Consider the following 19,668-nt stretch of genomic DNA (forward strand, 5'->3'; position numbering starts at 1 on the left):
TGCCGAAGGACGGTCCGTCGGTGAAGAAGGCCCCCAAGGGCTCCCTCACCCCGGGCAAGACCGGCACCACCGCCGCGGTCAAGCGCGCCGCCACCAAGCGCGCCACCACCGCCGCTGCCGCCGCTCCGGCCAAGCGCACCGCCGCCAAGAAGACCACGGCGGCCGCCGCCGCTCCGGCCAAGAAGACCGTGGCCAAGAAGACCACCGCCACGGTCGCCAAGAAGGCCACCGCGGTCAAGAAGACGGCTGCCGCCACCAAGGCCCGCCGCGACCAAGGCCACCGCCACCAAGACCGCTGCGGCCAAGAAGGCACCCCGGTCAAGAAGACCACCGCGGCCAAGGCCACCCCGGCGAAGAAGACCACCGCCGCGGCCAGAAGACCACCGCGACCGCGAAGAAGACCGCGCCGGCGAAGAAGACCACCGCGCGCAAGACCACCTCGCGCCGTTCCACCGCCAAGTAATTCCTGGCGGAAGGTCAGCCGACGGCGGGTCAACTGCCGTGAGCCGTGGCGGCTCGCATCCGGGGAATCCCCGGAAGCGGGCCGCCACGGCTCTTTCGTGCCCGGAGGCGGCTACGACTCAGGATTCCTGACGGACGATCGGGAGTTCGTAGGTGATCTCCCAGCGCGAGTCCGGGATGACCAGGTCGGCGGTCTCCACGGCCCGGCCGTCGCCGTCGAGGTGGGTGCGCTCGATCAGCGTCACCAGGTCCCGGCCGAGACGCCGAGCAGGACCGCCTGCTGCGCGGTGGCCCGGCCGGGCGCGTTCGCTCCACCGCGCGCTCCACGTTCACCCCGATCGCCGCCATCCGCCGCACCACGCCCTGGCCGGCCAGCGGGCCGTACTCGGGGCAGATCACCGGCGAGCCCTCGGTGACGGACATCGGCTCCCAGCTGTCGGCCAGCAGCACGGGCTGACCACCGATCAGGTACTCGTAGGCGGTGTGCACCGTCGGGGCTCCGGGTTCGACCCCGAGGCGGGCGGCGGTCGTGGGCGGGGCCGGGACGTTGGTGGAGGTGCTGGACTCCCAGCTGCCCTCCTCGCCGGTCTCCCGAGCTGGGCGCGGAACGAGACCGGGGCGCCGACCCGGGAGCGGAGCATCGGACGCCGCACCACCGGCTGCCGGACGTAGGTGCCGGAGCCCGCGCGGCCGGCCAGCAGCCCCTCGGTGATCAGCACCTCCTGGGCCCGCTGCAGCACGTTCTCGCCGACGTCGTACTCGACCGCGAGCTTGGCGCGGGACGGCAACCGCTCGCCGACCTGCCACTCTCTCCGGCCGACGCGGGCGCGCAGGTCGTCGGCGACGCGCTGGTACTGGCGCTCAGCAGGTGACATCCGGACGCTCCCCGGCGGCAGGCACGACCCTGCCGGTTCGACAGGGCGGGTGAATCAGCGTTGACAATCTAATGCATCAGGTGGAATCTAATTGTTTAGATTTACTTTGCGTGACCAGCTGCTCGCGGGGAGAGTCGTTGCGTGCGAACCACCAGGGTGTTCGACCTCGCCCATCGCCTGGCCGTGACCACGGGGGCCCGGGCGAGGGTCCGCCTGCGGGACGGTGGTTGGCGGGTGTCCGTGGTGCTGCCCGGGGACCTCGGCGTCGAGGCGCAGCTCGCGGTGCTGGACCTGTTGGCCACCGCCGACCGGTTCGGTCACGACCGCACGGACGAGGCCCAGGGGGTCTGGGCCGAGATCGACCACGAGCAGGGGAGCACCACGTGACCGGCCCGACGCCGTCGTACACCGTCGAGATCGAGGACGTCACCGCACCCGCCGTCTTCGCGCGGCTCCCGGACGCCCTGGCGGCGCTCTGGGAGGCGCTCAGGGTGCTGCCGCTGGGGTGGACCCAGTACGAGGCGTACCGGTACTTCCTCGGGCCGGGGGCGGTCGATCGGGTGACCGAAAGCCTGGAGCGGGACGGTGAGTTGAGGCTCAGCTTCGCGATGGGCGGGCGCTCGCACCTGGTGTCGGTCGGGGTGCTGCGGGACTGAGCGTCAGGCCTGACCCTCGACGGGGTCCGGGAAGGTCTGGAGGGTGAGGAAGACGACGCGGCGGGTGTCGCCGGTGCCCTCGGTGCGGATGCGCAGGCGCTGGCCGGGGCGGAGCAGGCGCAGGCCGCCGGCGTCGAAGGCGGCGGCGTCGAAGGGGACCGGGGTGCCGTCGTCGAGGAGGACGGAGCCGCTGCGGGTCGCCGGGTCGAAGGTGTAGGAGGTGGCCTGCATGGGGGCAGCATAGCGAGGCGGGTCGTGGCGGGCTCACGTGCAACCGGCTCCTGTGCCCCGACCTTGCGGGAGACGTCTTCCGATTCGCGCAGTTCCTCGCGCCCCTGGGGTGCTGCCCTTCCGCGTGCCGGCGCGTCAGCTGGCGTCAACGAGCGGGAGCGCGGCCGTGGTGTGGGGGCCGAGGCCGAGGGCGCGGGCCTCGTGGAGGTCCTCGCCGGTGTCGACGTCGCGGCGGACGGACGGGACGCCGGGGAGGGTGAGTTCAGTGGTGCCGGCCGCGGTGTGGCGGGCGCGGGAGCCGTCGCCGAAGCGCGGGTCGAGGGGCAGGCCGGGCAGGGCGGCGAGCAGGGTGGTGCCGAGGCCGGGGGAGTCGGCGAGGAAGCTGCGGCCGGAGCGCGCGGCGGCTGCCAGGACCAGGGAGAGTTCGGCGGGCCGCAGGGCGGGCAGGTCGGCGGAGAGCGCCGCGACGGGGGAGCGCGGGGCGATCCGGCGGGCCCGCGAAGCGCCGTGGGCCAGGGCGGGGTTGAGGCCGCCGCCCGGTTCGTCGGTGACCACCAGGGCGCCGAGGCGGGTGAGTTCGGCCCCGGCCGTCGGGTCGGCGGTGACCACCAGGACCCGGGCCACCGCCGGGCAGGCCAGCGCGGCGGCCACGGTGTCCAGCGCGAAGGCGAGCGCGAGCGCCGTCCTGCGCTCCCCGGCGAAGGGGCCGAGCCGGCTCTTGGCCAGGGCGAGCCGCTTCACGGGCAACACCAGCGACCACTCGGGGTGGGGCGCGGGCGTGACGGCTGGTGCGGGGCGTACCGTGTCCTGGGTCATCGGCGCCATTCTGACGCCGGTGCCGTGACCCCGGCCAGGCGGCCCGCCCGCCCGGCGCCGGGAACGCGCTCGACAGCGGCCGGGCCAGCCGTGAGACTGGTCCGCCACGACGGACCCGTGGCACCAGGTGTGCGACGGACGAGGAAAGAGGAGCAGGGGTGGCCCGCTCGAACGCCCGGTTCGGCAACGCCGACTACGGGATCTGGTACCGCTTCGCGGCCGTACTCGTGAAGCCGGTCACCACGGCCCTGGTGAAGCCGGACTGGCGGGGTTGGGAGCACCTGCCCGAGAAGGGCGGCTTCCTCGCGGTGGTGAACCACAACTCGGTGATCGACCCGGTGGTCTACGCCCACTGGCAGTACAACAGCGGCCGTCCGCCGCGGATACTGGGCAAGTCCCAGCTGTTCTCGGTGCCGTTCATCGGGTTCATGCTGCGCAAGACCGGCCAGATCCCGGTGTTCCGCGAGTCCACCGACGCGGCCGAGGCGTTCCGCGCGGCGATCGACGCCATCGACCGGGGCCAGTGCGTGCAGTTCTACCCCGAGGGCACCCTGACCCGGGACCCGGAGCTCTGGCCGATGACCGGCAAGAGCGGCGCGGCCCGGGTCGCGCTGATGACCGGTGCGCCGGTGATCCCGGTCGCGCACTGGGGCGCGCACGAGATCATCCCGCCCTACGGCCGGGGCGGGAAGGGCAAGTTCAACCTCTTCCCCCGGCACAAGGTGACGGTGGCCGCCGGGCCGCCGGTGGACCTGAGCAAGTACCAGGGGCAGGAACTGACCGCCCAGGTGCTGCGCGACGCCACCGAGGACATCATGGCCGCGATCACCGAGGTGCTGGCCGGCATCCGCGGCGAGGACGCGCCGGCCGAGCGGTACGACATGCGCAAGGCGGCCCGCGACCGGGCGGTCAAGGCCGCGGCCAAGAAGGACCGGGCCGCGGGCACCAGCACCGAGGGGGAGTCCGAATGACCCGCTGCGCCGTCTTCGGCACCGGCTCCTGGGGCACCGCGTTCGCCGTGGTGATGGCGGACGCCGGCTGCGAGGTGACCCTCTGGGGCCGCCGCAAGGAGTTGGTGGACGCCATCAACACCACCCACGTCAACCCGGACTACCTGCCGGACACCGTGCTCCCGGAGGGCGTCCGGGCCACCACCGACCCCGCCGAGGCGCTCGCCGGGGCGGACTTCGCGGTGCTGGTGGTGCCCTCCCAGACGCTCCGTCAGAACCTGGCCGACTGGGCCCCGCTGCTCGACGGGCGGACGGTGCTGGTCTCGCTGATGAAGGGCGTCGAGCTCGGCACGGCCAAGCGGATGTCCGAGGTGATCCAGGAGGTCGCCGGGGTCGGCCCGGCCCGGGTCGCGGTGATCAGCGGGCCCAACCTGGCGCCCGAGATCGCCCTCAAGCAGCCCGCCGCCTCGGTGGTCGCCTGCGCCGACGAGGCCGTCGCCAAGCGGCTCCAGACGGCCTGTCACACCCCCTACTTCCGCCCGTACACCTCCACCGACGTGGTGGGCTGCGAGCTCGGCGGCGCGGTCAAGAACGTGATCGGCCTGGCGGTCGGCATGGCCGACGGCATGGGCCTGGGCGACAACACCAAGGCCACCCTGATGACCCGCGGCCTGGCCGAGATCACCCGGCTCGGCCTCACCCTGGGCGCGGACCCGTACACCTTCGCCGGCCTGGCCGGGATGGGCGACCTGGTGGCGACCTGCTCCTCGCCGCTCTCCCGCAACCACACCTTCGGCTTCAACCTGGGCCGCGGCATGACCGTGGAGCAGACCGTCGCCGCCACCAAGCAGACCGCCGAGGGCGTCAAGTCCTGCGAGTCGGTGCTCGACCTGGGCCGCCGCCACGGGGTCGACATGCCGATCGTGCAGGCGGTGGTCGACGTGGTGCACCACGGGCGGCCGACCCCAGGAGGTGCTGGCCGGGCTGATGGCCCGTTCGGCGAAGCCCGAGAGGCGCTGAGGGCTGACGGTCCGACACCGTGCGGGTGTCTTCCCCGGAAACATCCGCACGGTAGTCTCAAATGCGATATGAGCATCGAACAGACCTCCCCGAACGCGGCCAAGCCGCGCGTTGCGATCGTCTTCGGCGGACGCAGCTCCGAGCACGCCATCTCGGTCGTCACCGCCGGCAGCGTGCTCCGGGCGATCGACCGGAGCAAGTACGAGGTGCTGCCGATCGGCATCACCCATGAGGGCCGCTGGGCCCTGGTCGGTGACGAGCCGGGCCGGATGGCCATCACCGACGGGAAGCTCCCCGACGTGGACGGCATCGCCGAGTCCACCGAGGGTCAGGTCGCGCTGCCGGGCAGCCCGGCCAGCCGCGAGGTGGTCTGGAGCGAGCCCGGTGCCGCGCCCAAGGTGCTCGGCGAGGTGGACGTGGTGCTGCCGCTGCTGCACGGTCCGTGGGGCGAGGACGGCACCATCCAGGGTCTGCTGGAGCTCTCCGGGGTGCCGTACGTCGGCTCCGGCGTGCTGGCCAGCGCGGCCGGGATGGACAAGGAGTTCACCAAGCGGATCCTGGCCTCGCACGGCATCGGGGTCGGCCACTACACCGTGGTCCGCCCGCGCGAGTGGGAGAGCGAGCAGGGCCGCGCCGCCGCCCGCGAGCGGATCGCCGCGCTCGGCCTGCCGCTGTTCGTGAAGCCCTGCCGGGCCGGCTCCAGCATGGGCATCACCAAGGTCAAGGACCTGGCAGACCTGGACGCCGCGATCGACGAGGCGCGCCGCCACGACCCCAAGGTGATCGTGGAGCTCGGGGTGACGGGCCGTGAGATCGAGTGCGCGGTGCTGGAGTTCGAGGACGGCCCGCGGGCCAGCGTCGCGGCCGAGGTGCACGTCGGCGGCGGCTTCGAGTTCTACGACTTCGAGGCCAAGTACATCGACTCCTCCGAGGTCGAGATCCCGGCCAAGCTGACGGAGTCCGAGCTGGCCGAGATCCGGCGGCAGGCGGTGGCGGCCTTCGAGGCGCTCGGCTGCGAGGGCCTGGCCCGGGTCGACTTCTTCCTGCTGGAGGACGGCAGCTGGATGGTGAACGAGATCAACACCATGCCCGGCTTCACCCCCATCTCGGCCTACCCGAAGATGTGGGAGGCCACCGGCCTGCCGTACCCGGAGCTGATCGACCGGCTGCTGACCGCCGCGCTCAGCCGCTCGACCGGCCTGCGCTAGCCGTCGGCCGTCCCCGGCTGCTGCGCGAGCCAGCCGGGGACGGCCGCCTTGATGGCGTCGGTGAACGAGCTGAGCGGGTCGGCGTAGTTGGGGTAGGCACCCGCGGGCACCAGGACCTCCACGTAGGCGTCCCGCATGGTGGTGACGAAGCGGTAGCCGCCGCCCGCGTCCCGGCCCATGCCGAACTGGACGTCGTTCACCTCCGGCATGGAGGCGGTGCCCAGCTCGTTCAGGTACTCCGGCCGGTCGCTGCCGCAGGTCAGCACGGTGCGCGGCGAGCTGTCCCAGGCGGCCGTGTACGGCGAGGCCGGTGACGGGTCGTCACGCCGGTGGCCCAGCACCGTCCCCGGCAGCGCCTTGTCCAGCGCCTCGCAGGCGGCCAGCGCCTTGCCCCGGACCTGCGGCGGTTCGACGTCGGCGGGCAGGCTCCAGCTCCAGCCGAGCAGGCCCACGCAGGTCAGCAGCGCGGCGGGCGGGACGCCCCAGCGGACGGTGGCGGGGAGGCTGCTGAATCGGCTCACCCCGCGATGGTAGCCAGCCCTACAGGTTGACCACCGGGCAGGTGAGGGTGCGGGTGATGCCCTCGATCTGCTGGACCTGGGCGACCACCAGACGGCCGAGCTCGTCGATGGTGGCGGCCTCGGCGCGGACGATCACGTCGTACGGGCCGGTGACGTCCTCGGCGGAGACCACGCCCTGGATCTTCTGGATCTCCTGGGCCACGGCGGTCGCCTTGCCGACCTCGGTCTGGATCAGGATGTATGCCTGTACCACGGGGGACCTCCAGAGCGGGGTGGGCGGACCGGCGAAGTCCGATCACCACGCTACCGCTGACCCCCGCCGCTGGGGAGCCCCCGGAGGGCGTACGCTGCGCGCAGACGGGGCGACCGGGGACAGTGGAGAGAGGACGGCAGATGCAGGGGACCGTGGGCGAGCTCGGCGAGTTCGGACTCATCAAGGAGCTCACCGCCCGGCTGCCGATGACCCCGGCCGTGGAGCTCGGGCCGGGCGACGACGCCGCCGTGGTGAAGGCGCCCGACAGCCGGGTGGTGGCCACCACCGACGTGCTGATCGAGGGCCGGCACTTCCGCCGGGACTGGTCCACCGCCTACGACGTCGGCCGCAAGTGCGCCGCCCAGAACCTCGCCGACATCGCCGCGATGGGCGCGGTCCCCACCGCGATACTGCTCGGCCTGGTGGCCCCGGCCGACCTCCCGACCACCTGGGCCACCGAACTGATGGACGGCCTGCGGGACGAGTGCCAGGTGGCCGGGGCCACCGTGGTCGGCGGCGACGTGGTGCGCGGCGACACCATCACGCTGGCCATCACCGCGCTCGGCGACCTCCAGGGCCGCGCCCCGGTGACCCGTTCGGGCGCCAGGACCGGCGACGTGGTCGCGGTCACCGGCTGGCTGGGCTGGTCCGCCGCCGGGCTCTCGGTGCTGACCCGGGGCTTCCGCTCGCCGCGCGCCTTCGTGGAGGCGCACCGCCGCCCCGAGCCGCCGTACCACGCGGGCCCGGCCGGCTCCGACCTCGGCGCCACCTCGATGATCGACGTCAGCGACGGCCTGGTGGCCGACCTCGGCCACGTCGCCCGGGCCAGCGGGGTGGACATCGACCTGCGCGCGGCCGACTTCGACGTGCCGGCCCAGATGGCCGACATCGGCCAGGCGGTCGGCATCGACCCGCTGGTCTGGGTGCTCTCCGGCGGCGAGGACCACGCGATCGTGGCCACCTTCCCGCCCTCGGTCCAACTGCCCGCCCGCTGGCGGGTGGTCGGCGAGGTGGTCCGCCCGGCCAGCCCGGCGCGCGGGGGCGTGGTGACGGTGGACGGTGCGCCGTGGGACCGGGCGGGGGGCTGGGACCACTTCGCCGACGAGGAGGACTGACGCCGTGTGAGGCGCGGGAATTCCGGCTGGGGCGGTTCGGGCGGCTAGTGTGAGCCCGTCGGCAATGTCCGTTTCGTTGGGTGTTGTCCGGCTCGTACGAGAATCCGACTAACCCGGCGGGAGAAGCACACCCCCATGCGCATCGGTGTCCTGACCAGCGGCGGAGACTGCCCCGGCCTCAACGCGGTGATCCGCTCGGTGGTGCACCGGGGCACCGACGTGCACGGCGACGAGATCATCGGCATCGAGGACGGCTTCCTCGGCCTGATCGAGGGCCGGACCCGCCCGGTCTCGCACGACGACGTCACCGGTCTGCTCACCCTCGGCGGCACCATCCTCGGCTCGGCCCGGGTGCAGCGCGAGCGCATCCAGTGGGCGGTGGAGAACGCCCAGGAGCTGGCGGGCAGGATCGGGATCGACGCGCTGATCGCCATCGGCGGCGAGGGCACGCTGACCGCCGCCCGGATGTTCAGCGACGCCGGGCTGCCGGTGGTCGGGGTCCCCAAGACCATCGACAACGACATCGACGCCACCGACGTGACCTTCGGCTTCGACACCGCCGTGCACGTGGCCACCGAGGCGATCGACCGCCTCAAGACCACCGCCGAATCGCACCAGCGGGTGATGGTGGTCGAGCTGATGGGCCGTCACACCGGCTGGATCACGCTGACCGCCGGGATGGCCGCCGGCGCCCACGGAATCCTGATCCCGGAGAAGGCCTTCGACATCGAGGCCGTCTCCCGGATGATCGAGGAGCGCTTCCGACGCGGCAAGAAGTTCGCCATCATCGCGGTCGCCGAGGGCGCCAAGCCCGCGCCCGGGACGCTCCGCTTCGACCACGGCTCGGTGGACCAGTACGGCCACCAGACCTTCGGCGGGATCGGCAACCGGCTGGCCATCGAGCTGGAGAACCTGCTCGGCAAGGAGGCCCGGCCGGTCATCCTGGGTCACACCCAGCGCGGCGGCACCCCCACCGCCCGGGACCGGGTGCTCGCCACCCGCTTCGGCTGGCACGCCGTGGAGGCCGTCCACAAGGGCGCCTTCGGGCACTTCACCGCCCTGCGCGGCACCACCATCGAGCTGATCCCGGTGGCCGAGGCCGTCCAGCAGCTGAAGACCGTCCCCGAGGACCGCTGGGCGGAGTCCGAAGCCGTGCTCTGAGCCGGGTTCGATAGGTTGGCGCCCATGGTTGCTCCTCCTCGCGTACTCACCATCGCCGGCTCCGACAGCGGCGGCGGCGCCGGCATCCAGGCCGACCTCAAGGCGATGCTCGCGCTCGGCGTCCACGGCATGAGCGTGATCACCGCCGTCACCGCCCAGAACTCGGTCGGCGTCCAGGGCTACTGGGAGCTCCCGGCCGAGGCGGTCCGGGCCCAGTTCCGCAGCGTCGTGGACGACATCGGCGTGCAGGCGGTGAAGACCGGCATGCTCGCCTCGGTCGAGCTGGTGGAGACCGTCGCCGAGCTGCTCGCCGACGTCGGCGCCCCGGTGGTGGTCGACCCGGTCGGCGTCTCCAAGCACGGCGACGCGCTGCTCGCCGCCGAGGCGGTGGCCACCGTTCGGGAGAGGCTGCTGCCGGTCGCCACCCTCGCCACGCCCAACCTGCACGAGGTGACGCAGCTCACCGGCATCGAGGTGACCAGCGAGCGCGACATGGACGCCGCCGCCGAGGCGCTGCTCGGGTACGGGCCGCAGTGGGTGCTGGTCAAGGGCGGCCACCTGGACGGCGAGGCGGCCGACCTGCTGGCCGGGGCCGACGGCTCCCGCCACTGGTACCGGGCGCCGCGCCTGGACAACCGGCACACCCACGGCACCGGCTGCACCCTGGCCAGCGCGATCGCCAGTGAGCTGGCCAAGGGGTCGGAGATGCCGGAGGCGGTGGCCGCGGCCAAGGACTACATCACCGGCGCGATCCGCGGCGGCTTCGCGCTCGGAGCGGGCATCGGCCCGGTGGACCACGCCTGGCGCCAGCGGTCCTGAGACGTGCGGAAGGGCGGGCCCTCGCGGGCCCGCCCCTCACGCCCGCACCCGTGCGGGAAAGACAGAAAGCCGACCCGCCCTAGGGCGAATCGGCGATCTGGAGGACCGGCTAACCGGTCTGCGCGTCAGCGCGAGACCTTACCGGCCTTGATGCACGAGGTGCAGACGTTGAGCCGCTTCGGCGTCCGACCGACCGTCGCACGAACCGTCTGGATGTTGGGGTTCCAACGACGGGGGGTACGGCGGTGCGAGTGGGAGATGCTGTTGCCGAAGCCCGGCCCCTTGCCGCAGACGTCGCAGTTGGCAGCCACAGGAGTCACTCCAAGACTTCAGATCATTTACGTTCGAAAACCCCGGCTGAAAGAACTGGGCCACTCGCGTGGACCGGATCGGTTCAAGGGGTGCGCCCGGGTTGTTCCAGGCAACCGGGAGAGCATACAACGAGCACTCCCGCTCAACGAAACTACCACGGCCCAGGCCATGATCGTCCCGACGGGCACCGGCGCCCACCGGCCCGTTCGCCGGATAACCTGCCAGCATCGCCCCATTTCCGTCGCGTTCATCCGGAGGAGCCAGGTGCCGGCCACGCTAGACGCCACCACCGTCCGCACCTGGAGCCGCCTCGCGCTGACCGCCCTCGGTCAGGCCCGCGAGGAGATCGACGCCCTCAACGTCTACCCCGTACCGGACGGCGACACCGGCACCAACCTCTACCTGACCGTCGAGTCCGCCACCGAGGCGCTCGAACAGGGCCGGGTGGAGGGCCTGGCCGAGGCCACCGCCCTGCTCGCCCGCGGCGCCCTGATCGGTGCCCAGGGCAACTCCGGGGTGATCCTCGCCCAGTGGCTGCGCGGCCTCGCCGAGGTCCTCGCCCACGGCGGCGAACCGGCCAACCTGGGCAAGGCCCTGCGCCGGGCCGCCGACTCCGCCTACCAGGCCGTCGCCGAACCGGTCGAGGGCACCCTGCTCACCGTCGCCGCCGCCGCCGCGACGGCGGCCGAGGACGGCGGCGGCCGGGACGGGCTGGTCGGCACCGCCGACACCGCCTACCGGGCGGCCCGGCAGGCCCTGCTGCGCACCCCGGGGCAGCTGCCCGTGCTCGCCGAGGCCGGCGTGGTCGACGCCGGCGGCCGCGGGCTGGTCGCCGTGCTCGGCGCACTGGCCGACGCGGTGGCCGGGAAGACCCCGATGGGCCCGGTCGCACTCCGTCAGGACCACGGGCTGCGTCCCGCCGCCGGCTGCGAGGGGCACCAGCGGCCGCCCGGCCCCGGCCACCCGGCCTTCGAGGTCATCTACCTGCTGGACGCACCCGACGAGGCACTGCCGGACCTGCGGCGCGAGCTCGCCGCGCTCGGCGACTCGCTGGTGGTCGGCGGCGGCGACGGCCTGTGGAACGTCCACGTGCACGTCGACGACGCGGGTGCCGCCGTCGAGGCCGGCGTACGGGCCGGACGGCCGTACCAGATCCGGATCACCCACTTCGCCGAGGCCGCCGCCCGGGCCGGCGCGGGCAGCCGGGAGACCACCGAGGGACGGGCCGTGCTCAGCGTGGTCACCGGCCCCGGTCTCGCCGAACTCTGCGAGGCGGCCGGGGCGCACGTCCTGCTCGCCGACCCCGACCGGCCGCCCGCCAGCGCCGAACTCGCCGCCGCGGCACGGCGGTGCGGCGCGCGGGAGGTGGTGCTGCTGCTCAACGACCCCGAGCTGCGGGCCGCCGCGGGCGCCGCCGCGGACCAGCTCCGGCAGGAGGGCGTCCGGATCGCGGTGCTGCCCACGCGCTCGCCCGTGCAGGGGCTGGCGGCGCTCGCCGTGCACGAGCCCGCGCGGCGCTTCGACGAGGACGTGGTCGCGATGACCTCGGCGGCCGGGGCCACCCGGTACGCGGAACTCGTCGTCGCCGAGGGGGAGTCCTGGACCATGGCCGGGGTCTGCCAGGCCGGGGACGTGCTCGGCCTGATCGACGGGGACGTGGTCGCGATCGGCGCCGACCTCGCGGAGATCGGCGAGGAGGTCCTCGGCCGGATGCTCGCCGCCGGCGGCGAGCTCGTCACCCTGGTCCTCGGCGAGGGCGCCCCGCCCGGGCTGGCCGAACGCCTCGACGCCCACGCCCGCCGCCAACGCCCCGAGGTCGACACCGTCCGCTACGACGGGGGCCAGCAGGCTGTCCCGCTGCTCATCGGCGTCGAGTAGGACCGCGCCCGGTAGGGCAGCGACCTCAGGGGCGCGAGGAACTGCGCGAGTACGGAAGGCGGCCCAGCGCTGGATCGGGGCATGCGAGCCAGTTGCACGTGGTGCCGTTCCCCCGCGCGCAGTTCCTCGCGCCCCTGCGGGGCGCTCACCGTTGTCGCCGCGGTGGTGTCCAATAGGGACGGTGGGCGCTCTCGACGAATCCCTGACCAAGCTGGTCGGCGACCGCACCGCCAAGGTGCTGGCCGACAGCCTCAAGCTGCGCACGGTCGGCGACCTGCTGCACCACTACCCGCGCAAGTACGTGGAACGGGGCCAGCTCACCAGCCTCGACGAGCTGGAGATCGACGAGCACGTCACCGTGCTGGCCAGGGTCGAGAAGGTCACCCTGATCCCGTTCAAGGCCCGCAAGGGAGACCGCCTCGAAGTGGTGGTCACCGACGGACGCGGCCGCCTCAGCCTGGTGTTCTTCAACCAGGGCTGGCGGCAGAAGGACCTGCGGCCCGGCACCCAGGGCCTGTTCGCCGGGAAGGTCGGCGTCTTCAACGGCAAGCGCCAACTCGCCTCGCCCGACTACCAGCTGATCGACGGTGAGGAGGCGGGCGGCGAGGCGGCTGGCCGCTTCGCGGGCCGCCTCATCCCGGTCTACCCGGCCAGCGCCCAGATGCCCAGCTGGAAGCTCCAGCTCTGCGTCGAGATGGCGCTCGACAAGCACCTGGCCGACGTCGGCGAACCGCTCCCCGCCGAGCTGCGCGACAAGCACGGCCTGATCCCGCTCCCCGAGGCGCTGGAGCTGATCCACCGTCCGCGCAACCAGGCGGAGAAGGAGCGCGCCCAGGAGCGGCTGCGCTGGGACGAGGCCTTCGTCCTCCAGGTCGCGCTCGCCCAGCGCCGCGCCGCGGACTCCGCGCTGCCCGCCGTGGCCCGGCGGCCCTCCGCCGACGGGGCGCTGGCCGCCTTCGACGCCCGGCTGCCCTTCACCCTGACGGAGGGTCAGCAGAAGGTGTCGGCCGAGATCTTCGCCGACCTGGCGACCGAGCACCCGATGCACCGGCTGCTGCAGGGCGAGGTCGGCTCCGGCAAGACCCTGGTGGCGCTGCGCGCCATGCTCGCCGTGGTGGACGCCGGGGGCCAGGCGGTGCTGCTGGCGCCGACCGAGGTGCTGGCCCAGCAGCACCACCGCTCCATCGTCGAGATGATGGGCGACCTGGCCGAGGGCGGCATGCTCGGCGGCTCCGACCTGGGCACCAAGGTGGTGCTGCTGACCGGTTCGATGGGCACCGCCGCGCGCCGCCAGGCACTGCTGGACATGGTCACGGGGGACGCCGGGATCGCCATCGGCACCCATGCGCTGATCGAGGACAAGGTCACCTTCCTGGACCTCGGCCTGGTGGTGGTGGACGAGCAGCACCGCTTCGGCGTCGAGCAGCGCGACGCGCTGCGCGCCAAGGGCAGCCAGCCCCCGCACCTGCTGGTGATGACCGCCACCCCGATCCCGCGCACGGTGGCGATGACGGTCTTCGGCGACCTGGAGACCTCCGTCCTGGACCAGCTCCCGGCCGGCCGCTCGCCGATCTCCACCCACGTGGTGCCCGCGCTGGAGAAGCCCAACTTCCTGGCCCGCGCCTGGGAGCGGGTCCGCGAGGAGGTCGGCAAGGGCCACCAGGCGTACGTGGTCTGCCCCCGGATCGGCGACGAGCCCGAGGACGCCCCGGCCAAGAACGCGGCCAAGAAGAAGCGCAAGCCCGCCGCCACGCCGGACGACCCCGAGGACCTGGGTGCGTCCAGCGACGAACGGCGGCCCCCGCTGGCCGTGGTGGAGACGGCGCAGATGCTCACCAAGGGCCCGCTGGCCGGGCTGCGGGTGGAGATCCTGCACGGGCGGCTGGCGCCCGAGGCCAAGGACGACGTGATGCGGCGGTTCGCGGCGGGGGAGGTGGACGTGCTGGTCGCCACCACCGTGATCGAGGTCGGCGTCAACGTGCCCAACTCCACCGCCATGGTGATCATGGACGCCGACCGCTTCGGCGTCTCCCAGCTCCACCAGCTCCGCGGCCGGGTCGGCCGCGGCTCCGCCGCCGGACTCTGCCTGCTGGTCAGCGAGATGCCCGCCGGCTCCTCCGCCCGGTCCCGCCTCGACGCGGTGGCCGGCACCCTGGACGGCTTCGAGCTCTCCCGGATCGACCTGGAGCAGCGCCGCGAGGGCGACGTGCTCGGCCAGGCCCAGTCCGGCGTGAAGTCCTCGCTCAAGGTGCTCTCCGTCCTGGAGGACGAGGAGGTCATCGCCACCGCCCGCGAGGAGGCCGCCCGGCTGGTCGCCGAGGACCCGGACCTGACGGCCCATCCGGAGCTGCGCACCGCACTGGAGAGCCTGCTCGACGAGGACCGCGCGGAGTACCTCGAAAAGGGATAACTTCCCAGCTCCGCACGGCTGTTGGGCCCCAGGAATTGTCAGTGGTCCACGGCAGAATAGGAGTTGTTCAGGGCGCACCCCCAAGGTGCGTACCTGGCACGACTCCTGGGGGTTCTGCCTTGGCATTCCGTCATCTCAACGAGCTTCCGCTGGGCGACAAGGTCTTCCGAATCGAGCTGGCCAGCGAGGACGACCGCGAGGTCACCCTGACCCTGACCGGCTGGCGCGAGGGGGCGGCCGCCAGCCCGCTCGCCTCGGGCAAGCTCCGCCTCCCGGTCGAGGAGGTGGCCAACCTGCGGATCGCGCTCAACCGGGCGCTCCGCGCCCTGGCCATCGTCGCCGACGTCTCCGAGCCCATCCCCGACCGCGACGTGCTCCGCGAGCTCTACCCCGGCCACGGCGCCCCCTGGGTGCCCCAGCACGAGGAGGAGCTGACCCGCCGCTTCCACGAGGGCGAGACCATCGCCCGGATCGCCGCCCGCTTCGGCCGCACGCCCGACTCCGTCCGCACCAAGCTCCGCGAGCTCGGCCACGACCCGCGCAAGCCCGAGTACTGCCCGCCCGACGGCTGCCTCTCCTGGTCCCGCTACGCCAGCCCGGCGATCGTCGGGGGCGAGGGCTCGTAATCCCGGGGGCGCGAGGAACTGCGCTGCCGACCCACTACGGCGGTAGTGGGTCGGCCGAACAGTTCCTCGCGCCCCGCTCGTGGTTAGGTGGTGGTCACGCCTTCCTACGAGAGGACCGCCCCACCTCATGACCCGCGTGATCGCCGGCACCGCCGGAGGCCGCCGCCTCGCCGTCCCGCCAGGCCGGACCACCCGCCCGACCTCGGACAAGGCCCGGGAGGCGATGTTCTCCACCCTCCAGGCGCTGCGCGGCACCCTGCACGGGGCCCGGATGCTCGACCTGTTCGGCGGATCGGGTGCGGTCGGCCTGGAGGCGCTGAGCCGGGGCGCGGAGCACGTCCTGCTGGTGGAGGCGGACGCCTCCGCCGCCCGGGTGATCCGGGAGAACGTCAGGACCATCGCGCTCCCGGGGGCCGAGGTCCGTGCCGACAGGGCCGAGCGGGTGATCGCGGGTCAGGCTCCGGCGGCTCCGTACGACTTGGTCTTCCTGGACCCGCCGTACTCCGTGACGGACGACGAGGTCCGGGAGATGCTGATCACACTCCTGGCCGGGGGCTGGCTCGACGAGGAGGTACTCGTCACCGTGGAACGCAGCACCAGGGGCGGCGAGTTCGGCTGGCCCGAGGGCTTCGAGCCGGTGCGCTCGCGGCGGTACGGCGAGGGAACCCTCTGGTACGGTCGCGCCGCCTCCGGCCCCGACGACGACGTCGAGGGCCGGTAGTCCCCCCACCCACCCTGTCCCTCAAGGGAGTCCACGCCATGCGCCGAGCGGTCTGCCCGGGTTCGTTCGACCCGATCACCAACGGCCACCTCGACATCATCGAGCGGGCCTCCAAGCTCTACGACGTGGTGCACGTCGCGGTGCTGATCAACAAGAACAAGCAGGGCATGTTCACCGTCGAGGAGCGGATCGAGCTCATCCGGGAGACCACCGCCCACCTCGGCAACATCGAGATCGAGGCCCACCTCGGCCTGCTGGTGGACTTCTGCCGGGAGCGCGGCATCCCCGCGATCATCAAGGGCCTGCGGGCGGTCAGCGACTTCGACTACGAGCTGCAGATGGCCCAGATGAACCACGGCCTGACCGGCGTCGAGACCCTCTTCGTGCCGACCTCGCCGACCTACAGCTTCCTCTCCTCCAGCCTGGTCAAGGAGGTCGCCTCCTACGGCGGCGACGTCTCCCACCTGCTGCCCGAGGGCGTCAACAGCCGACTGGTCGAGCGGATCGCCGAACGGAACAAGTGAATCCGGACAGAGCTGGCGAACCGTCACATTCCTTCGCGGTGGTGGCACCGGCGTTGTGAGCTGCGCCCGCTCTGGCCGTACAGTCTGTACTCCTGCCCGACGGTGATGCCGTGCCGTGGGGCGCTGCCTCCGCCGCAGCTCGGCGGCACACGGAAAGACGAAGCCCCGTGGACGTGCAGAACAGACTCGACGCGATCGTCTCGGCGGTGGAGAACGCCCGCTCGATGCCCATGTCGGCGTCCTGCGTGGTGAACCGGGCCGAGCTGGTCGGCCTGCTCCAGCAGCTCCGCGAGGCGCTGCCCGCCGAACTCGCCCAGGCCCAGTCGGTGATGGCCGACCACGAGCAGGTGGTGGCGGACGCCCAGGCGCAGGCCGACCAGATCATCCGCGGCGCGCACGACGAGCGCGGCTCGATCGTCTCCGACACCGAGGTGGTCCTGCGGGCCCAGGCCGAGGCGGACCGCATCCTCTCCGAGGCCCGGTTCGAGGTCGAGACCAAGCGCGCCGAGGCGGACGACTACGTCGACTCCAAGCTGGCCAACTTCGAGGTGGTGCTCACCAAGACGCTCGGCGCCGTCGGCCGCGGCCGGCAGAAGCTGCGCGGCGACTCCAGCGTCTTCGAGCAGCCCTTCGACGAGGAGGCCCAGGACGGCGAGGAGTTCCGCTCCCGGGTCAGCCCGAGCCCCGAGGTCGACGAGTACGTCGACGTGAAGCTCGCCACCCTGGAGACGGTGCTCAGCAAGACCCTGGAGGCCGTCGGCAAGGGCCGCGACAAGCTCCTCGGCAAGGCCCCGATCGACGAGCTCGGCGCCTACCTGGCCGCCGCCGACCAGGCCCAGCAGGCCAAGGACCGGGCCGAGGCGGTCGCGGCCGGCTTCGCCGAGGAGGACGAGCAGCCCTGGTACCGGGCCGAGGTCCCGCAGCAGCAGAGCTGGCCCGAGCCCACCCCCGCAGCGGCCGGCTGGCAGGCCCCGGAGGAGGGCCAGTACGGCAACGGCCAGTACGCCGAGGTCTACGGCGGCGGCTACGACCCGGCCGGGCAGCCCCCGGCGGACCCGTACGGCTACCCGCAGCAGCCCCAGCCCGGCTACCAGACCCAGGGCTTCGACCCTGCGTACGGCTACCAGCAGCCGGCCGCGTACCAGGGCCAGGAGCAGCAGTACGACGCGTACGGCTACCCGCAGCAGCAGGTGCCCCAGCAGCAGGTCCCGCAGCAGATGCCCCAGCAGCAGGCGAGCCTGGACGAGACCAGCTTCTTCGACACCAGCATGATCGACATGACCAGGCTGCGGGAGCTCGGCGGCCGGTGACTCCGGGCGAAGTTGGGCCAGGCCGGAGTGTCCGGTAGTCTGACCACTCCGGCCCCTCCAGAGCTGGGCCCGTTCGGCTGCCTGGAAGCCGCCGACCAGAACCGATCCGCGCCGCGCAGGTAGTGCGTGCCGCCAGCAGGAAGTCAGGACACCTTGAACCGCCTCGACCACCGCGACCCGCTCGTGTTCGACACGCATGAGCTCGGTCGTCGCGCGGGCTCGCTGCGCAAGGCCTCCCGCACCCTGCCGGCGCCCGCCGACCTCGGCATCGAGGACGTCATCGGCGTCCCGGCCGGCAGCGAGATCGAGCTGGACATCCGCCTGGAGTCGGTGGTCGAGGGCGTGCTGGTGACCGGCACCGCGACCGCCCACGTCGAGGGCGAGTGCGTGCGCTGCCTGGAGCCGGTGGAGGACGACCTGGAGGTCGACTTCCAGGAGCTGTACTACTACCCGGAGTCCGACGAGCGTCACCGCGCCCGGACCGCCGGTGCGGAGGACCTCGACGAGGACTCCGAGGACGAGACTTACCGTCTGGAGGGCGACTTCTTCGACCTCCAGCCGGTGCTGCGTGACGCGGTGGTGCTCGCACTGCCGCTGCAGCCGGTGTGCCAGGAAGACTGCCTGGGCCTGTGCTCCGAATGCGGAGCGCGCCTGAGCGACGACCCGGCCCACCACCACGACGCCGCCGACCCCCGGTGGGCGGCTCTGCAGGGACTCTCCGCCGCCCCCGGCGACGAGGGTGACGGGATCAAGACCAGCGGTACCCGTGAGGGTCTCGCCGAGAACCAGGAGAAGTAGCCGTGGCTGTTCCGAAGCGGAAGATGTCGCGCAGCAACACGCGCCACCGTCGGTCCAACTGGAAGGCCGTCGTTCCGGCCCTCGTGGCGTGCGACCGCTGCCACGAGCCGAAGCTGGGCCACATCGCGTGCCCGAGCTGCGGCACGTACAACCGTCGCCAGGTCCTCTCGGTCTGATCGGCGGGGTGCACGGATCGATGTCGGAGAGCATTTCCACCCGCAAGTCGGCTCCTGCCAACGGGAGCAAGGCCGGCGGTCCGGCTTCGACCGAATACGACGTCCTGGAAGGGCGCCTCGGGTACACGCTCGAGCGCGCCCTTCTGGTGCGTGCCCTCACACACCGCAGCTTCGCCTACGAGAACGGCGGGCTGCCGACCAACGAGCGCCTCGAGTTCCTCGGTGACTCGGTGCTCGGGCTGGTCGTCACGGACACCCTCTACCGCCTCCACCCGGAGGTCGCCGAGGGCACCCTGGCCAAGCTGCGCGCCGCGGTGGTCAACTCCCGCGCGCTGGCCGAGGTCGGCCGGGGCCTGGAGCTCGGCACCTTCATCCGCCTGGGCAAGGGCGAGGAGGGCACCGGCGGCCGGGACAAGTCCTCGATCCTCGCGGACACCGTCGAGGCCGTCATCGGCGCCATCTACCTGGACCAGGGCCTGGACGCCGCCACCGACTTCGTCCACCGCCTGTTCGACCCGCTGATCGAGGAGTCCTCTCAGCTGGGCGCGGGCCTGGACTGGAAGACCAGCCTCCAGGAGCTCACCGCCACGGTGGGCATCGGAGTGCCGGAGTACGTGGTCGCCGAATCCGGCCCGGACCACGAGAAGACCTTCAGCGCGAACGCCCGGGTGGCCGGCGAGGACTTCGGGCAGGGCAGCGGCCGCTCGAAGAAGGAAGCCGAGCAGAAGGCGGCGGAGAGCGCCTGGCGGGCCATCAAGGCCAAGTACGCCGACCAGCTCAACCCCGGTACCACTCCCAGCAGCTGACCGTTCGTCACGAATAGGCG

General features: G+C 72.7%; 21 protein-coding genes and 3 pseudogenes. 18 read left to right on the top strand and 6 right to left on the bottom strand.

The features are described from left to right. Positions 1–463 (top strand): annotated as a pseudogene (locus ABD946_RS42825) (hypothetical protein); the annotation flags it as partial. A 118-nt stretch (positions 464–581) separates the two neighbouring features. Here the strand turns inward: ABD946_RS42825 and ABD946_RS20015 are convergent. After that, positions 582–1,337 (bottom strand): annotated as a pseudogene (locus tag ABD946_RS20015) (GntR family transcriptional regulator). 141 nt (positions 1,338–1,478) lie between these two features. Between ABD946_RS20015 and ABD946_RS20020 the strand changes: the two are divergent. Then, positions 1,479–1,724, top strand: a complete 246-nt coding sequence (locus ABD946_RS20020; protein ID WP_345285472.1) for a hypothetical protein — start codon at positions 1,479–1,481, stop codon at positions 1,722–1,724. Then, positions 1,721–1,993, top strand: coding sequence for a hypothetical protein (locus ABD946_RS20025; RefSeq protein WP_345285474.1), 273 nt, complete (start codon positions 1,721–1,723; stop codon positions 1,991–1,993). Before ABD946_RS20020 ends, ABD946_RS20025 begins: the two co-directional genes overlap by 4 nt. Positions 1,994–1,996: 3 nt before the next feature. Here the strand turns inward: ABD946_RS20025 and ABD946_RS20030 are convergent, their stop codons facing one another. Both ABD946_RS20030 and cofC read right to left on the bottom strand, forming a co-directional pair. Next, positions 1,997–2,224, bottom strand: coding sequence for a hypothetical protein (locus ABD946_RS20030; RefSeq protein ID WP_345285476.1), 228 nt, complete (start codon positions 2,222–2,224; stop codon positions 1,997–1,999). A 135-nt stretch (positions 2,225–2,359) separates the two neighbouring features. Beyond that, positions 2,360–3,040: a 2-phospho-L-lactate guanylyltransferase gene (gene cofC, locus ABD946_RS20035; RefSeq protein WP_345285478.1), complete on the bottom strand. Its 681-nt coding sequence runs from the start codon at positions 3,038–3,040 to the stop codon at positions 2,360–2,362. 158 nt (positions 3,041–3,198) lie between these two features. Between cofC and ABD946_RS20040 the strand changes: the two genes are divergently transcribed. The 3 genes and pseudogenes from ABD946_RS20040 (at position 3,199) to ABD946_RS20050 (ending at position 6,218) form a co-directional block, all read left to right on the top strand. After that, complete coding sequence (locus tag ABD946_RS20040) at positions 3,199–4,011, top strand: lysophospholipid acyltransferase family protein (RefSeq protein ID WP_345285480.1); 813 nt, start codon at positions 3,199–3,201, stop codon at positions 4,009–4,011. Next, positions 4,008–5,010 (top strand): annotated as a pseudogene (locus tag ABD946_RS20045) (NAD(P)H-dependent glycerol-3-phosphate dehydrogenase). Before ABD946_RS20040 ends, ABD946_RS20045 begins: the two are co-directional and overlap by 4 nt. Positions 5,011–5,078: 68 nt before the next feature. Beyond that, on the top strand, positions 5,079–6,218 hold the full coding sequence (locus ABD946_RS20050) for a D-alanine--D-alanine ligase family protein (protein WP_345285482.1): 1,140 nt from the start codon (positions 5,079–5,081) through the stop codon (positions 6,216–6,218). Here the strand turns inward: ABD946_RS20050 and ABD946_RS20055 are convergent. Further along, positions 6,215–6,739, bottom strand: coding sequence for a DUF3515 domain-containing protein (locus ABD946_RS20055; RefSeq protein WP_345285484.1), 525 nt, complete (start codon positions 6,737–6,739; stop codon positions 6,215–6,217). The two genes, ABD946_RS20050 and ABD946_RS20055, sit on opposite strands and share 4 nt — an antisense overlap. A 19-nt stretch (positions 6,740–6,758) precedes the next feature. Then, positions 6,759–6,992 (bottom strand): Lrp/AsnC family transcriptional regulator, encoded by a 234-nt coding sequence (locus tag ABD946_RS20060; protein WP_345285486.1) that lies wholly within the window; start codon positions 6,990–6,992, stop codon positions 6,759–6,761. A 140-nt stretch (positions 6,993–7,132) separates the two neighbouring features. Between ABD946_RS20060 and ABD946_RS20065 the strand changes: the two genes are divergently transcribed. From ABD946_RS20065 to thiD, 3 genes are all read left to right on the top strand, one after another. Next, on the top strand, positions 7,133–8,107 hold the full coding sequence (locus ABD946_RS20065) for a thiamine-phosphate kinase (RefSeq protein ID WP_345285488.1): 975 nt from the start codon (positions 7,133–7,135) through the stop codon (positions 8,105–8,107). A 135-nt stretch (positions 8,108–8,242) separates the two neighbouring features. Further along, entirely contained in the window at positions 8,243–9,268 is a 1,026-nt protein-coding gene (locus tag ABD946_RS20070; RefSeq protein WP_345285490.1) for a 6-phosphofructokinase, read from the top strand. Between the two features lie 24 nt (positions 9,269–9,292). After that, on the top strand, positions 9,293–10,087 hold the full coding sequence (gene thiD / locus ABD946_RS20075) for a bifunctional hydroxymethylpyrimidine kinase/phosphomethylpyrimidine kinase (RefSeq protein WP_345285492.1): 795 nt from the start codon (positions 9,293–9,295) through the stop codon (positions 10,085–10,087). A 125-nt stretch (positions 10,088–10,212) separates the two neighbouring features. Here the strand turns inward: thiD and rpmB are convergent, their stop codons facing one another. Next, positions 10,213–10,398 (bottom strand): 50S ribosomal protein L28, encoded by a 186-nt coding sequence (rpmB, locus tag ABD946_RS20080; RefSeq protein WP_082598345.1) that lies wholly within the window; start codon positions 10,396–10,398, stop codon positions 10,213–10,215. A gap of 265 nt (positions 10,399–10,663) precedes the next feature. Here rpmB and ABD946_RS20085 point away from each other — a divergent pair, with 265 nt between their 5' ends. The 9 genes from ABD946_RS20085 (at position 10,664) to rnc (ending at position 19,648) form a co-directional block, all read left to right on the top strand. After that, a complete protein-coding gene (locus tag ABD946_RS20085) occupies positions 10,664–12,277 on the top strand; it encodes a DAK2 domain-containing protein (protein WP_345285494.1) in 1,614 nt (537 codons plus the stop codon). A 181-nt stretch (positions 12,278–12,458) separates the two neighbouring features. Continuing rightward, positions 12,459–14,687, top strand: a complete 2,229-nt coding sequence (gene recG / locus ABD946_RS20090; protein ID WP_345285495.1) for an ATP-dependent DNA helicase RecG — start codon at positions 12,459–12,461, stop codon at positions 14,685–14,687. Positions 14,688–14,806: 119 nt separating this feature from the next. After that, positions 14,807–15,313 (top strand): hypothetical protein, encoded by a 507-nt coding sequence (locus ABD946_RS20095; protein WP_345285497.1) that lies wholly within the window; start codon positions 14,807–14,809, stop codon positions 15,311–15,313. Between the two features lie 127 nt (positions 15,314–15,440). After that, positions 15,441–16,034 carry a 16S rRNA (guanine(966)-N(2))-methyltransferase RsmD gene (rsmD, locus tag ABD946_RS20100; protein WP_345285499.1) on the top strand — a complete coding sequence of 198 codons (594 nt, stop codon included), beginning with the start codon at positions 15,441–15,443 and terminating at the stop codon, positions 16,032–16,034. 38 nt (positions 16,035–16,072) lie between these two features. Further along, positions 16,073–16,558, top strand: coding sequence for a pantetheine-phosphate adenylyltransferase (coaD, locus tag ABD946_RS20105; protein ID WP_345285501.1), 486 nt, complete (start codon positions 16,073–16,075; stop codon positions 16,556–16,558). A gap of 173 nt (positions 16,559–16,731) precedes the next feature. Then, a complete protein-coding gene (locus ABD946_RS20110; protein ID WP_345285503.1) occupies positions 16,732–17,868 on the top strand; it encodes a F0F1 ATP synthase subunit B in 1,137 nt (378 codons plus the stop codon). Positions 17,869–18,021: 153 nt separating this feature from the next. Continuing rightward, the gene (locus tag ABD946_RS20115) at positions 18,022–18,666 is read left to right on the top strand and encodes a YceD family protein (protein ID WP_345285504.1); all 645 of its coding nucleotides are present in this window, start codon (positions 18,022–18,024) and stop codon (positions 18,664–18,666) included. Positions 18,667–18,668: 2 nt separating this feature from the next. Beyond that, positions 18,669–18,842: a 50S ribosomal protein L32 gene (gene rpmF / locus ABD946_RS20120; RefSeq protein ID WP_030056747.1), complete on the top strand. Its 174-nt coding sequence runs from the start codon at positions 18,669–18,671 to the stop codon at positions 18,840–18,842. A 20-nt stretch (positions 18,843–18,862) separates the two neighbouring features. After that, complete coding sequence (gene rnc / locus ABD946_RS20125; protein WP_345285507.1) at positions 18,863–19,648, top strand: ribonuclease III; 786 nt, start codon at positions 18,863–18,865, stop codon at positions 19,646–19,648. Positions 19,649–19,668 lie beyond the last annotated feature (20 nt).

Source organism: Kitasatospora albolonga (assembly GCF_039535905.1).
Classification (GTDB): Bacteria; Actinomycetota; Actinomycetes; order Streptomycetales; family Streptomycetaceae; genus Kitasatospora; species Kitasatospora albolonga.